The 13,436-nt window shown below is 50.2% G+C and carries 14 protein-coding genes; 7 read left to right on the top strand and 7 right to left on the bottom strand.

The window, feature by feature from the left end; genetic code table 11:
* Window positions 1-2 precede the first annotated feature (2 nt).
* Window positions 3-170 (bottom strand): hypothetical protein, encoded by a 168-nt coding sequence (locus CI959_RS21405; protein WP_007219681.1) that lies wholly within the window; start codon window positions 168-170, stop codon window positions 3-5.
* 459 nt (window positions 171-629) lie between these two features.
* Between CI959_RS21405 and CI959_RS00630 the strand changes: the two genes are divergently transcribed.
* From CI959_RS00630 to CI959_RS00595, 7 genes are all read left to right on the top strand, one after another.
* The gene (locus CI959_RS00630; protein ID WP_007219816.1) at window positions 630-1,115 is read left to right on the top strand and encodes a hypothetical protein; all 486 of its coding nucleotides are present in this window, start codon (window positions 630-632) and stop codon (window positions 1,113-1,115) included.
* Window positions 1,116-1,132: 17 nt separating this feature from the next.
* Entirely contained in the window at window positions 1,133-1,558 is a 426-nt protein-coding gene (locus CI959_RS00625; RefSeq protein WP_004289410.1) for a PcfK-like family protein, read from the top strand.
* A 2-nt stretch (window positions 1,559-1,560) separates the two neighbouring features.
* Window positions 1,561-2,826, top strand: a complete 1,266-nt coding sequence (locus tag CI959_RS00620; protein ID WP_004289409.1) for a PcfJ domain-containing protein — start codon at window positions 1,561-1,563, stop codon at window positions 2,824-2,826.
* A gap of 441 nt (window positions 2,827-3,267) precedes the next feature.
* The gene (locus CI959_RS00610) at window positions 3,268-3,618 is read left to right on the top strand and encodes a hypothetical protein (RefSeq protein ID WP_004289407.1); all 351 of its coding nucleotides are present in this window, start codon (window positions 3,268-3,270) and stop codon (window positions 3,616-3,618) included.
* On the top strand, window positions 3,615-3,809 hold the full coding sequence (locus CI959_RS00605) for a hypothetical protein (RefSeq protein ID WP_004289406.1): 195 nt from the start codon (window positions 3,615-3,617) through the stop codon (window positions 3,807-3,809). Before CI959_RS00610 ends, CI959_RS00605 begins: the two co-directional genes overlap by 4 nt.
* Window positions 3,810-3,821: 12 nt before the next feature.
* Entirely contained in the window at window positions 3,822-4,106 is a 285-nt protein-coding gene (locus CI959_RS00600) for a hypothetical protein (RefSeq protein WP_005776176.1), read from the top strand.
* A 331-nt stretch (window positions 4,107-4,437) separates the two neighbouring features.
* On the top strand, window positions 4,438-4,806 hold the full coding sequence (locus CI959_RS00595) for a hypothetical protein (RefSeq protein ID WP_004289403.1): 369 nt from the start codon (window positions 4,438-4,440) through the stop codon (window positions 4,804-4,806).
* A gap of 58 nt (window positions 4,807-4,864) precedes the next feature.
* Here the strand turns inward: CI959_RS00595 and CI959_RS00590 are convergent, their stop codons facing one another.
* The 6 genes from CI959_RS00590 to CI959_RS00560 form a co-directional block, all read right to left on the bottom strand.
* A complete protein-coding gene (locus CI959_RS00590; RefSeq protein ID WP_004289402.1) occupies window positions 4,865-6,550 on the bottom strand; it encodes a zincin-like metallopeptidase domain-containing protein in 1,686 nt (561 codons plus the stop codon).
* 5 nt (window positions 6,551-6,555) lie between these two features.
* Window positions 6,556-7,167, bottom strand: coding sequence for an OB-fold nucleic acid binding domain-containing protein (locus CI959_RS00585; protein WP_004289401.1), 612 nt, complete (start codon window positions 7,165-7,167; stop codon window positions 6,556-6,558).
* Window positions 7,168-7,440: 273 nt separating this feature from the next.
* Window positions 7,441-8,949 (bottom strand): glucosaminidase domain-containing protein, encoded by a 1,509-nt coding sequence (locus tag CI959_RS00575; protein WP_004289399.1) that lies wholly within the window; start codon window positions 8,947-8,949, stop codon window positions 7,441-7,443.
* 4 nt (window positions 8,950-8,953) lie between these two features.
* A complete protein-coding gene (locus CI959_RS00570) occupies window positions 8,954-11,287 on the bottom strand; it encodes an ArdC-like ssDNA-binding domain-containing protein (RefSeq protein ID WP_004289398.1) in 2,334 nt (777 codons plus the stop codon).
* A gap of 32 nt (window positions 11,288-11,319) precedes the next feature.
* A complete protein-coding gene (locus tag CI959_RS00565) occupies window positions 11,320-13,125 on the bottom strand; it encodes a hypothetical protein (protein ID WP_004289397.1) in 1,806 nt (601 codons plus the stop codon).
* A 15-nt stretch (window positions 13,126-13,140) separates the two neighbouring features.
* Window positions 13,141-13,425: a hypothetical protein gene (locus CI959_RS00560; RefSeq protein ID WP_029429260.1), complete on the bottom strand. Its 285-nt coding sequence runs from the start codon at window positions 13,423-13,425 to the stop codon at window positions 13,141-13,143.
* Window positions 13,426-13,436 lie beyond the last annotated feature (11 nt).

Here is a 13,436-nt window from a genome sequence, read left to right as displayed (position 1 = left end):
TGTTAGTTGAATCGGAATGAACGGGATTTCTCCAATACCTTTTGTAGCCGTTTCTTGGCCGCCACGGACAACTGTGGAGTTACCTTTACGGCATTCTTTTCTGCATTACGCACGAAATCTTCTGCCGTAGCACCTTCCAAAACCGGAATATTCTTAATCGTTATAACCATAATCATTAATTTTATGCAAATACTACTTTATTACCATACAACAAAATGGTACGCAGAATTTAACAATAACAGGGTTATATCAATTCACAAACAATTTGCCACTTTTTTATGTGGTTATTCTAACCATATTACATTCCTCTTACTATCCTGTCGTCGCTCCCTCGCCGGTTAGATTTTCCCATGCAAAGGTACAGCGGTCGTCCGGCGTCAAGCACCACTGTGCTAACGGCTCTTGAATTTGCCCGGCAGCCTTCCGCAAATCAAAGATGGCCTTTCAGTTCCCCGACATGCCGTGCCTGTCGGGTTGGGTATTCCGTGAAATTCCCGGCCGTTTGCTTGCCTTTCCGTCCTTTCCCCGCTGTCTGGCTTGCATGTAAAATCTCTCCCGGCAAGGAAAGCCGAAAGGCTTCCGAAGGGAGGGAAAAGAAAAGCAAGTTCAACAAATTAAAATTCAAGGTTATGCACAGCAAGATTTTTCAAATTACTCGAACACGAGTGGACAAGGACGACTACATGAACGAGGACACCCTCATGCAAGGCGATGACAGCTTTTTCGATTATTGTGCCGAGATTGACGACGAAGAACGCCAGTACCATATCGACAACTTGGTAAACAACATTCTGCCCAAAGGCATGTTCGAACTTGTTTCCGACGATACCATACGCTACAATGGCGGTGCGGCACAATGGAGAGAAGAGTTTGTCGCAGACATTCGAAGCAGGGCGGAAGCCATTACCCCCGAAAGCGTACAGGAATGGATTGGCCCGGTCTATCAGCTTGAAAAATTTCTGAAAAACCCGCTCGATACCGCCTACTGGTTCTACATGGACGAAGAGGGATTGCAATCCCACGCCGAGCAATCCTACGAGTTCCTGCGGCAGGTATGCGAATTTGAACCCGGCACGCTACTCTATATCGGCGGTGTTATCGACTATCATTTTTAACCTCAAAATGCAAAACGATGAAAGGTACGGAACATTTCAAACAGACTATCAAGGAATACTTGGACGGCAGGGCGCAGACAGACGAACTTTTTGCTGTCTCCTATGCCAAAGAAAACAAGAACTTGGACGATTGTATCACGTTTATTCTCAATCAAGTAAAGGCAAGCGGCTGTTGCGGAATGACTGACGACGAGGTGTGGTCGCTCGCCATTCATTACTATGATGAAGACAACATCGACGTAGGAAACCCCATTAGCTGCGGTGTCGTGGTCAACCACAAAGTAGAACTGACCGAAGAAGAAAAGGCACAGGCACGAAAGGAGGCGCTGAAAGCCTATCAGGAGGAAGAAATGCGCAAGATACAGCAACGCCACAGCAAGCCGAAGCCGACTGCCAAAGCCGCACAGAGCAACCAAACAGAACTTTCACTTTTCGATTTCTGACCATGAAAGCACGAACGAAATTCCAACATAAGGTAGTAGCCGCCAACAGGCGGTTACTGCCTATCACGGAGAAGCAAACAGAATGGGCGTTCCGTCATACCGTCGGACATTACGCTTTTCGCACGCCCAGCGGACAAACGACCTGCCTCGATTGCGGGTATCGGTGGAACGAGACGAAAACTAAACATTGCCATTGTCCGAACTGCCATGCCAAACTGACGCTCAAAGACACGCTTTGCCGCAAGACGGACGAGAAAAGTTATTTTTCCGTCATCACCACACAGGACGGATTTCAGGTACAGCGGATTTTCAGAATGACCGTTTATTATCACAAGAGCCGGAAAGCTCGGACGGACGTGTGCGAAGTGGCCAGGTATTGGTTGGACGAGAACGGTAAAACTGCTCTGACGGCCTTACAACGGGCAATGGGACGTTACTTGGATTGTTTTCTGTACGGGTCGGGATTGGAACTGCGGAACGACAACTATGTTTATAAATATATTGCGGATTGTTACGTTTATCCGAGATATACATCTATTCCGAAATTACGACGCAATGGTTTGAAAGGTTCGTTCGCCGACATCGCCCCGCAAAAGCTGATGAAAGCTCTGCTGTCTGACAGCCGTGTGGAAACGATACTCAAAAGCGGACGCAAACGCGACCTCAAGTATTTTATAGACCACCCGCAGGATTTGGATTTCTGTTGGCCGTCCTACAAAATCGTGTTACGCCAGAAGTATCGGATAAAAGACATGGGAATATGGACAGATTATCTCCGTATGCTCGACAGGTGCGGCAAAGACTTGCACAACGCCCACTATGTTTGCCCTGCCGATTTGAAAGCCGAACACGACAAGTACCAGAACAAGGTGCGTATTCTCCAAGAGCAGAAAAAACGCATGGAGCAGATGAAACGGGCAAGGGAAAACGAGGCACGTTTCAGGGAGTTGAAAGGCAAGTTCTTCGGTCTGGAGTTCACGGACGGGACGATAGTCGTCCGTGTGCTGGACAGCGTGGAAGCCTACTACGACGAGGGCAATGCGTTGCATCACTGCGTAGGACAGTGCGAGTATTACCTCAAGCCGAATACGCTGGTATTCTCCGCACGGATAGAAAACAAGAGGGTCGAGACCGTAGAGTTGAGCCTCGAAACATTCAAGGTGCTGCAGTCGAGAGGGCTGTGTAACAAAAATACGAAATACCATAAACGGATTATGAACCTTGTGCATAAGAACATCGCACTTGTCCGAAAACGTATGACCGCCTGATACCGGCTGCTGTCGGTCAACCACCTGCCAATCGGGACAGGTGGTTGTTTATATTCCGGCCGTTGCCGCATACTTTTGTAGGCAGCTATCTTCACTTGAATAGCCCAATCAGCCATTTATATGCCATGAGCAGGCAGGACGTTTATAGTTTGCTTCTCCCTTTTATACCGTCGGATTATCATTTCCTCGAAGCCCGTCACCGCCACAGGCTGTTTTTACCGTGCAAAGGTACGGCGGACGAACGGCTGACCAAGTATCGCAGAGCTACCTTGCTGAAATTTGACGAAAACTTTCCGAAATCACAGATCCCGGTATTTCATAAAATTTCATCGGCGGTTCCTTGTTTGCGGTTCTTGCTTCCGCCGTCGGGTATCGCACATAAAAACCGACCCTGCGGCGGGCTGAAAAGCTCGGAACAAAGGGAAATAAAAAAACGAAACGATGACAACAACAGAACAAATTATCGCAGTAGCCACAGGATTGGGCTGGCAAGCATCGACAACGAAGTACGAAAATAGAGTGGTGTTCGATTTTCAGCAATATACGCCCAAAGGGCAGGATTTCAACGTCTCTGTTGAAATGAAAGACGGGGATTTCGACAGGTTTCTGTGTGAATTGGAAAATTTCTACGAAGGCTTCGACCCCGACTATGAAACCTACCTGTGGATAGGCAATGACGGGCACGGCAAAAACGGTGCGCCCTACCACATCAAAGACATCGTAACCGATATGGAAGAAGCCGAGAAAATGATAGAAACCCTGTATGAAACATTAAAAAAAGCAATAGCATGAGAATGAAAACACTTTACACAAAAGATGCGGAAAGGACAGGAATAAGCCGCTTTCCAAATTTCCACAAGACAGGAAGCATCACCGGAATGAAAGAACTGTATTATGGCAAAAACGCCCTTTTGGTACGTTGTGGCAATTACATCTACAATGTATCGAGCGAACCCGAAATTTATTATAACATAGCACATTAAATGATATTCATTATGGAAAGGACAAGTTGTAAGACGGATTTTCAGAGTTGGAAAGGTATAATGGCTCTAAAATTACTCTGCTGCAATATAATTGCAGGCCGTTTTGATTGGAAGAAATATTGTACGCCACAACCTTACTGTGGTCAGGATATTTGCGTCATACCATTACATTGCTCCTACGGACAGATAGGCTATACCGTGTATTTCCCTTATGCTGATATGCCGGAAGTGGAATACGATTGGGAAATGAACAAATTAACTATCGACAAAGAGAACTGGGAAAGCTATTTAACGTGAGTATAATTCAAATATAGCCAGTTGCCCGTCTTTGAAAAACATACATCAATGGCGGGCTTCTTTCAAAAAACAGTATGTTGTTATGGTAGAAAGGGAGTTGGAAATAAAGTTGTATTAAAGGAGCGGGGCATGGAATATTCATTCAACCATATATTTTCCCTGAAATTGAGCAATTTCTTTGCAAAAATCATCTGCTATACGATAAATCTCCGTAACTTTGGTCTCTGAAAACATCATGGTAATTGCTTAAATGTCGTTAATTGAATACTATAAATTCAATGCTTTTATTGCTATGTGCCTAATTTATTTACAGAATTAGAATTGAAAGAATATGACACAGACTTTTTATACCAAATGGCAATCTTCTGTCCTTGCAGATGCAGGGAATTATGTATCAAAGGAATACAATAACTTCCAAACGGCGTTGTTGAGTGAAATATCCAAATATGCAAAAGCCGTGGATGCGGCAGTTGTAGCCGAGAGCAAGGGGCATTACCTTACAAGTTGCTTTATTGAGCGTAACGGTAAATTCGTGTACATAAGCCATTCTTCGGATGCGCGGATGGACGGTGGGGTAAAGATAGAACTTGATTCGTTCCTGATACGGACTGCCCGGCACGTAAAGGATTATACTGGTGGTATCAATCAATATTGCGATATGTCACAGCTACAGTCAATGATTGACAAACTGTTGTCTTAATGTAATGTATAAGAATGTGAGGTGGCTTCACTTCAACGCCACCTCACACTCGTTTCCGTTATCGGTGCAGACCGCTGATGTAGCTTTCCTCTTGCACTTCGGCCTGGTATTCTTCCATACCCTCCAGTTTCTCGTTCACGCTTTGCAGGTTGGCTTCCATCGACAGACAATGGTTGTAAGCGAAGCGGTGTCTGTCGGGTATATCCGTACCGGTAAACGGTCCGGCATTGAGCGTGTCGGTTTCCCTGTTATACCAGACGAACAGATGTTTTCCGTTCGGCATCTCGAACATCGGGAGTTTCTGATGTTTCAGGACATCAAACTCTTCCGCCGCCATATCCTTGGCCACCTCTTTCACATCATCGCTGGCGCGGTCGGTTCCGTAACGCCGGATATGGTCTCGCACCTCCTGTTCCGTGTACTTCAGCATGATGTCGTAAGTGCCCCCGACACTTCCGTTGTACACTACGGCAAAGTCTTTATCCTCGATTAGCAGATCATCTCCCCGGTTCTGGAGGGGAGAAGCGAATGTATGCTGCTCGTCCATACCGTTGCCGTCGTAATACTCCTTGGCGAGTGCCAGCAATCCCTTGTAGTCGCCTTTGTCCTTCAATTCGTCCAGTTGCGTCGTGTCATCGGTGGATTGGAGATAAGCCACCGATGCGTAAAAGATACGTTCCTTGGTCGAGTGTTTGTTCTCTTGCTCTTCAGTAACATTTTGTTCCAACTCCTGTGCAATCTTATCCACCTTTTGAGTAACGATTGACGAAGCCCTTTTCACGTCCAGAAGCGTCGTCTTGATAAACTGTGGCGATTCCTTCAATTCATCGAGCCACCCTTTGAGGTATGCGCAACTGTCTTCCTTGATATGCTTGGTCATGCCATAGCGTTGTGCGATCAGTGCACTGCCGAGTTCGGCCACCAGTTCCTCGCGGGCATACTCTTTCGAGCCGAAAGATGTCGGCTGGAGGCGGTCGAGAACACCCTCGGCGCCGGTGGAGTGGACCATTTCATGAAACAGCGTTCCGTAAAAGGCTTCTCCGGACTGGAACTGTTCTTTTTCGGGCACGATTATCTCGTTTCTCGTAATCGAGTAGTATGCTTCGTCCTGATGTCTCGGTTTGATAGGACAAATCCAAAGGTTATCCCGAATCATCGTATCGACGGGCGCGAAACTGAAATGTTCGCCGTTTTCGATCCTTTTCCCGTTCTCTACCTCCAACTGCTCCCACAACTCCGGTCGTGCCTCCCGCAAGTTGGTCTGGGCGACATTGAACACCCGGAACACCTGCATTTTGGGATAGACGTTGTATTGCGCCTTCTCCTCGTCGGAGAGCTTCTTGTAATCGTCATACTTGATTTTTTCCTTTGTCTCCTTGTGTATGCAGGTGAATGTGGTCAGCATCACGGGAAAGGATTTCTCGCCTTTCAGCACAGATACCCTTGGCAGTTCTTGTCCGTCCTTACCGGGTTTGTTGAGCCGCTGCACGCAGTCGAACGTACAGAAACGGGGAATCTTGTACCCTTCGTTCTCACAATGCAGGAGCAGCATCAGGGCGTTCATACCGTTGTACTCGCGCCCCGACAGGTTACGCGGCCATTGCAGTACACCCTCGGTAAACCACGGCTTGTGCCAATCTTTCTGGATGCTTTCGATTTTCTCGATCATCATCTCGGCAAAGAGGTCCAGCGCCTTATCCTCGCTGTTCGGTCCCTCTGTATTTCGCTTTCTATAACCGGCCATGACTGCTACTGATTGGAGTTATCCGATTCGGGAACATATTGCATCAATTCTTCCACTCGGCAGGAGATGTCCGGCTTCCCGTTATGTACCGAGACCGTCAGTTCGCCCTTGGCCTCTACCTTGACACCCGGTTGCAACCACTCTTCGCGTTGCCTGTCGAAGCAGAAGAAGCGCACCCACTGGTACTCGAAATTCTCATCGACCTTCTTGATGCTGAATGCCGAGAACATCGTGTAGGGTTTGTCGTTCCTGTCTTTCCGTTCCTCGATATTTTTGCCCACTTTACCGCGAAATGCCATATCTCCTTTGAGAAAATCCGCCGTGTCTGAGGCAACCGGATCGATACGGTCTGCAAAAAGGTTGAAATAGAGTTTGTCACCCCTGCGTTTCAGAAACAGCGTTCCTGTAATCTCCACGTGCGAACCGTTCCGATAACCTGATGCCTCCTCTTGGGAGCCGTCTTTGCTGACACTGATTTCGATAACTTCGTTTTGACCGTCTCGGTCCGGAATCGTGACACGTAGCGGAAAAGACAGAAACGAATTTCCTTCCTTGTTTGTTCTCGCCGAAGCATTGCGGCCTATCGTGCCGCATACCGTAACATTACATTTAATCATTTTGCTTTTGTCTTTTAATGATACACATATACCATCTGACAAACAGGGTCCTATGAATTGAAGTTGAACAGACTGGTGGCGGCCCTAATCAGGAGCACGTATCCTTATGTAGATGAATCCTGCTGCAATCAGCAACTGCACCCCCATGACGACGAGCGTTGTCACCCAGCCCAGCAGCAGGTAACAGAGCAGAATGTGCAGGACGCAGACGGATAGTCCGAATAGATACCCGCATAACCGTATCATCACGCGTTTTATCATGGCTTTCGGATTTTATCGTTTCAGGATTTCCGTCTGTCCCCGTTGCTCGGCCATTCCCTGCTCGAAATTCAGCGAGGCTGCCTCCGAGAGGATGACCGTGTTCAACAGTCCAGTCACACGCAGTCGTTTGGCTTCTTCCGAAAGAGAACCGTCGTTAAGCGTCACCGACAGGCGGCTTAACTCGGCAGAGGTCAGTTCCCGCGATACCTGGACGCTTCCGTTGTCCGCTTGCAGGACAGCCCGCCCGTTTTCCCCGATCACGAGGTCGCAACTTTTCATGCCGGGCAACAGCGATGTCAGGTCGATTTCCCGGCGGTCCATCGCCTCGGAAATGGCCGCCTTTTGTTCTTCCTCGTTTTTGCTGTCGATTTGCGTCGCCAGCAACATCAGGGAGGTAAAAGCGGTCATGGCCATCTCCACGATAGGGTCGCTACACCCTGACAGTCCCACGCCGCTGTCCTCCGAGGAGAGCAGTTTTTTCATCCATGCATCGGGTGAAAGGTTTTCCTTGGCATTCTCCGGACTTTTATATTTGGCGAACAGGTCGTTGCCGTTATGCAACACTTGTTGTTTGATGTTGCCCTTTTGTGCGATTTCAGCCAGATACGCTGCCGGATCGACGTCCCGTTGCGTACCGTCCGCATGAATTTGCCGGACACTGAAATGCAGGTGTTCCCCGCTCTTGCCCGATTTACCGAGCCGATTTCCGGCCTGTACTGTATCATCGGTTCTCACGAATACCTCGCCGAGGTTTTTGTAGGTACACTGTATTTTGCAGCCGTCCGCACGGGGGTATTCCACCGTGAGCGATTTGTTTCCGACAGCGACGACCTTGCCGCCTTGTTCCGTCGCCAGCACTGCATCGCCGTTGTTACATCGGATGTCCATGCCTGTGTGCATTCGTTTTGTCCCGTCCTTGGTGTCTTGCCGCATACCGAACGGTGAGGTGACGAAAAGAAACTCTTTCCGTTCCACCGGAAACGAATAGTCCACTGCATTTCCGGCTTCCCGGAGCGGGTTCTCTTCCACACCGAACCGCTTTCCCTGCGCTTCCATCTCCTGCATGACCTGACGGTCGTACTTTTGCAGCCCGTTCTGCTCGATGATACGTTGCAGACTGTCGGCATAATGCCCGCCCGTGGCATAGCCCGCCTTTTCGAGCCCCAGCGTCCAGCCTTTGTAGTCGTCGGGAGAGAGCGAGAAACAACGGGCATAGCGGTTGTTCTCTTTCAGGAAGCGTGAGTGATGCTCATACGAATCGCCCACACTGTCGTAACTGCAGAACTTCTCGTTCGGCTTGTCATCGGAATACAGGCTGTACCGGCCACCCTCGGCAATCCATTCGGGCGTGGCCTTGATACCGAAGTGGTTGTTCTCATTCTGCGCCAAACGGCTCTGTCCGTTGGAACTTTCCAGTATGCCCTGTGCCAGCGTCACGGAGGCCGGAATGCCGTACCGCCGCATCTGTTCCATCGCATAGTCTGCATATTGTTCCGTATATTCTTGATTCTTGTTTGCCATATTTCTACCTCCTCATGGTTGGACGTTGTTCGTTCTCTTCGTCGGTTGTTTCTGCAGGCCCGTTTTGCTGTGCCTTGGACATACCGTCACAATCCATCACGTATGCCCGTAGCGCATGAATTTGCTGCCTTGTTTCCTCATTGTCATGCTCGAATACCAATATGATTTTGTTTGCATCATACGGAACGCGTTCTTTGCTCGGAGGCAGGTTCAGTTCGTTCGCAATGGTCTCCGCATCATACATGGAAGCATAATAGTTGTTCCCATGTTTGAAAAGGACGACCGCTTCCGGTTGTTCTTCTTTGATTTGCTCATACTTGCCATACAGTTGTTCCGGCATATCTTTTATGGACAACTCTTTTAGGGATGAACCGGCTTTCTGGGCTTCCCCGGCGGTTTGTTTAGGATTCTTGTCTTTATCCTGCTGCTGGGTATCCTCTTCTCCTTGTTTCTTTCCGGCACTCTCTTCCTGCGTCTGTCCTTTGCGCAGTACGTCGGCGAAAAGCGTGGCCGCCAGATGGCATTTGTATTTGGCACGGTCCTCCGCCACCCACATGCGTTGCCATTGTTGCCGGGTGACGCTTCGGGGTTGTAATTTCTTTCCGTCAATGGTCGCCACGCACAGAGTCCCTTCTTGTTTGGTCTTGAACACGGACACCCGCTGAATCCGGTTCAGGTCAATGTCCTGCGCCCCGCTGCTGAACAGGTCCACTTTCAGGTCGGGTTGTGTTTCCGCCAGCGCATAATACTTGTGCGCCAGCTCCATGCGTACATTTTCGATATTGTCCATCGACTGTTTGAGGGTGGAGAAGAAGCGGTTCAGGTCGTCCTTGTCGGGATAGATACTGTACCCGCTCTGATGTTCGGGCTTCAGATACAGTGCCCAGCGGTTCTTGTCGTCCTGAATCATCTGTACTTGGTCGAAGCCGATTTCGTCCGCCCGTTTGACCGCAGGCGTTACGTCCAATGTGGAGAGCATCTCCAGCGCCCAGTTCTTCAGCCGGGCCAGTGACACCTGTTTTTGGGCGAAATAAGTATCATCGGGCCTATACCCCCATGCGCCGTCAGGATTGAAGAAACGCACGTTTTCGATCCCTTCCCTTCGCAAAGCCCTGCCGATACGGGCCTTGTTCATGCCCGGCACTTCATTGTCCACTTCCGGCGACGCACCGGCAGGGAGTATCACATCCGCCGATTTCGAGGACGGGTCGATGACAATGACAATGGTCTTGTCCTCCTTGTTCGGGTGTTTCCGGATCTCGTCAGCTACATAGAAATGCTTGGGTAACTGCTCCTGCATGTCCGAGGTCTGCCGGCGGTTGCGCATCGTGGCATATTCGATTTTCTCGCCCCGTTCTGCCTTATGGATTACTTCGAGGGCGTTGTTCACGTCGCTTTCGAGGGCGTCCACCAGGTTGGGGTTCTCCTTGAGTTCCCGGTTCCAGTAGTCCACCAGTTCAAGGCTTTTGTCGGACAGACGGGCGGGCAGTCCCAATTCCAGCATTTTGATTCCCGAAGCCACCTCCACGATTAGCCGTTCCTGTTTGAGGGCATCTTCCGAGGGACCCATACCGTTTTTCATCACCATGCCTTCACGGGCCAGCCGTTGCTGGTGTCCCGTGGCACTTACGATTTGCCGCAGTGCCTCCTGTACATAATCGTTGTAGTGTCCGAAATCCCGTTGGCGCGGCATATAGACCGCATCGCGGTCTGTCTCGTAATGGGGCATTCCGCTTCCGTCCGAACGCACGGGCACGAGATTGTCCCGCATTTTCAGCAGGAAGTCGTTGAAACGGATATGCAATCGCCGTTCGTCGGCCTCGGAATATCCCCGTTCCACGGCACTGCCGTCTTTCAGCAATACCATATCGTATTCCTCCTTATCCACGTAAGGCAGTGTCGTTTGGTCGATATTGAAAAGTGTGCGGATCTCCCGGTTATGTATGCCCTTGTACTGTTTCTGCACCTCCTCGTCCAGTTTCAGATAGGCGTCTCGGCTGATGATGTCCTCCGGATTGTTGCGATGGACGTACTTATTCCAGTTATAGAACAGGAACGGGACTCCCTGCTCGTGCTCACGGACAGATGTGCCGCGAGCCTTGGCATCGCTGTAAAGGGTAAACAGGTTGGTCTTGCACCCGTTCCGGTCCGAATGCAATGCCATAAACAACCCGTTGAACGGGCTGACGGCGACACCGCGCGGGTAGAATTTTGGAAAACCTTTGCCAGCGGCGTTGAGCCAGTGGCCTCCAGCGTTCGATGCTTCGTTCAAAGCCGTGGAGAGCAACTCTATCTGTCGCTCCTCGGCATTCTTTTCTATCTGCGATTTCTCTTTCATATTCCAAAATTTTTGTCGGTTACGAAATGATATTACTGAATGCCCCGTGTCCGCACGATGGTCTCCTGTTGTCCGTTGTCATAGTTCTGCGAAGCCATCTGGCGAAGTCGGTCGCTTTGGACGAGCACGGCATTGGCCAGCGTGTTCAGCGGCAAGGCACCGGCACGGTAGGCGTCCGCCACCGTGGAATTAAGCTGCACCGTGCAGGGCACGTGGTCTATCGTGGCAATAAGGGTATTGCCTTGCAGTACCGGATTCACAATACGTGGATTGAGCGGCTCATCGGGATAGCGTCTGTACTGCACCTTTTTGTCGGTCGTGGCCACATTTCCGTTTCTCTCCGTCCTTTCTTTTCCCAGTGCCTCGTGCCCCGCCTTGTTCAGCAGGTTCGCACCACCCAAGCCGATAAGCAACATCTTTAGCATCGGATTCTTGACGAATATGCCCGCCACGATACTCGCTATCGGCAGCAGGTTTTCTTTCAGTCCCAGTGATTGCGTCTTGCCTGTGAATATACCCAATAGCATGTCTGGCAGCATGGCCAACACACTGCCCGGATTACTCATGACTTCGCTGAAACCTTCCAGTCCGAGGAAACGGGTCAGTCCATCCCAACCGTTCTCGTTGGTCTGTATGGTCTGCGGTTCTTGCCCGGACGGCTCTTCCCGTATCGTTTTCTCGGTGGAGACTGTGGAAACCTGCACTTCTTTCGCCTCTTTTTCCCTCTGTTCGGATTCCTGACCGGCTTGTTCCGTTTCGGTATTCCCTCTTTCCAAGTCTTGCAGATAGGCTTCCTCCTGTCCGGGAGCGACCACCATCGGCACATCTTTATACCGTTCCGCCCGCTTCCGTTCTTCCCCGGCAGTTTCTTCCCGCCACGGCATATTTATACTGTCTGTTTTCCACCAATCCATAAAATCGAATGTTATAATCGGTATCTTTTTCTGTAACTCTCCGTTGGCTTCGGCCAAGAGTGTGTTCTCTTTGGGTGGAATCGCCGCTGCTTCCTTACGGAATCCCTCGAACACATTGCTTTCGCTGCCGAACACACCCTTGCTGATACACTCCTCTGCAGAGAGCGTCTGTGTCTCTTCTGCCCCGAAGTGATCGGCAACGGCCGAGATGGCTGTATCCGCTCCGATGAACCGTGCGAAGCTCGCCCACGAACCTGCACCGCCCAGCATGACGGTATCGGCTGAAGCCCCCAACACCCAACCTGCTCCTTTTTCCAACTTGCTCGGACGATAGGCGGCCTCTCCGCGTTTCTCTATCTCTTCGGCCAGCGGCGAGCGGCTCAACGCCTGAGGCAACCCCAACAGGCTTGATTCAGCCGCTTTGCGGATGATGTAGTCCGCCGAGGACTTGGGCATACGTTCCTTCACCAGATGGTCTATCATCAGTTGCTCCACGCGGTAGTCCACGAAAACGTAGGCGAGGTCACAGCCCAATTCCTGCGACAGTTCGTCGTAACGCTCGCGTCCGACTTCCTGCACGACGGTATCGCGCCACTCTCCGGCCATGTAGGCGAGATCGTGCTGTATTTCTTCCGACGAGAGAATCCGTTTATTGCACATCTCGATGTAGTCCTCTGTCGTTTTGGAGTTCCATTCTCCCGTTACCTTGAGTGTTTGGTACGGGTCGGAGAGCGGTTGGCCCGCCGACGCCATCATGCCGAGTATGCCGCTTATGGAAGTCGAATACTCCTTCATTTCCTCGCCCTGCTTCTCGGTCAGGTAGGTTTGCGTCTGCGTCATGACGGGGACGAGATGATGGCGGAAATAACTGCCCATGAGGGTCTCTATTTCCGCAAACCTCCTGCTATGTTTGATTTCGTCCATATAATCAATATCTTTCTATATCATGTTTATCTGTTTCAGCAGTTGTTCCTTCGTTTGTTCGATGGCGTTGTGGTACACTTCCATTTGCTTGGGGAAAAACTCTTCGAGCCATGCATCTTTTTCGATACGGTCTTGAATGAAGCGTACCGCCTGTTCCCGTTCGATTTCCACCGAGGCTTCCCCTTCTTCCCTGTTGTTGAACCATGCTTTTGTCCACCAGCGGACTCCGGCGCGGTCGGGATAGACGGAGACAATCCTCGATATGTCGAAACTCTGGATGTCGATGTCCAACTCCGCCAGCGGGTCGATGA

The sequence above is a fragment of the Parabacteroides sp. AT13 genome (assembly GCF_002272965.1).
Classification (GTDB): Bacteria; Bacteroidota; Bacteroidia; order Bacteroidales; family Tannerellaceae; genus Parabacteroides; species Parabacteroides distasonis.
Note: the sequence above shows the minus strand (reverse complement) of the source record. Positions and strands in the feature narration are given on the sequence as shown.

What these genes read in the sequence shown, in the direction of transcription:
- CI959_RS00565 (WP_004289397.1), bottom strand. Translation starts at nt 13,125, where the DNA reads ATGGACGAAATCAAACATAGCAGGAGGTTTGCGGAAATAGAGACCCTC.
- CI959_RS00625 (WP_004289410.1), top strand. Translation starts at nt 1,133, where the DNA reads ATGAAAGGTACGGAACATTTCAAACAGACTATCAAGGAATACTTGGAC.
- CI959_RS00605 (WP_004289406.1), top strand. Translation starts at nt 3,615, where the DNA reads ATGAGAATGAAAACACTTTACACAAAAGATGCGGAAAGGACAGGAATA.
- CI959_RS00610 (WP_004289407.1), top strand. Translation starts at nt 3,268, where the DNA reads ATGACAACAACAGAACAAATTATCGCAGTAGCCACAGGATTGGGCTGG.
- CI959_RS00595 (WP_004289403.1), top strand. Translation starts at nt 4,438, where the DNA reads ATGACACAGACTTTTTATACCAAATGGCAATCTTCTGTCCTTGCAGAT.
- CI959_RS00600 (WP_005776176.1), top strand. Translation starts at nt 3,822, where the DNA reads ATGGAAAGGACAAGTTGTAAGACGGATTTTCAGAGTTGGAAAGGTATA.
- CI959_RS00630 (WP_007219816.1), top strand. Translation starts at nt 630, where the DNA reads ATGCACAGCAAGATTTTTCAAATTACTCGAACACGAGTGGACAAGGAC.
- CI959_RS00620 (WP_004289409.1), top strand. Translation starts at nt 1,561, where the DNA reads ATGAAAGCACGAACGAAATTCCAACATAAGGTAGTAGCCGCCAACAGG.
- CI959_RS00570 (WP_004289398.1), bottom strand. Translation starts at nt 11,287, where the DNA reads ATGAAAGAGAAATCGCAGATAGAAAAGAATGCCGAGGAGCGACAGATA.
- CI959_RS21405 (WP_007219681.1), bottom strand. Translation starts at nt 170, where the DNA reads ATGGTTATAACGATTAAGAATATTCCGGTTTTGGAAGGTGCTACGGCA.
- CI959_RS00590 (WP_004289402.1), bottom strand. Translation starts at nt 6,550, where the DNA reads ATGGCCGGTTATAGAAAGCGAAATACAGAGGGACCGAACAGCGAGGAT.
- CI959_RS00585 (WP_004289401.1), bottom strand. Translation starts at nt 7,167, where the DNA reads ATGATTAAATGTAATGTTACGGTATGCGGCACGATAGGCCGCAATGCT.
- CI959_RS00575 (WP_004289399.1), bottom strand. Translation starts at nt 8,949, where the DNA reads ATGGCAAACAAGAATCAAGAATATACGGAACAATATGCAGACTATGCG.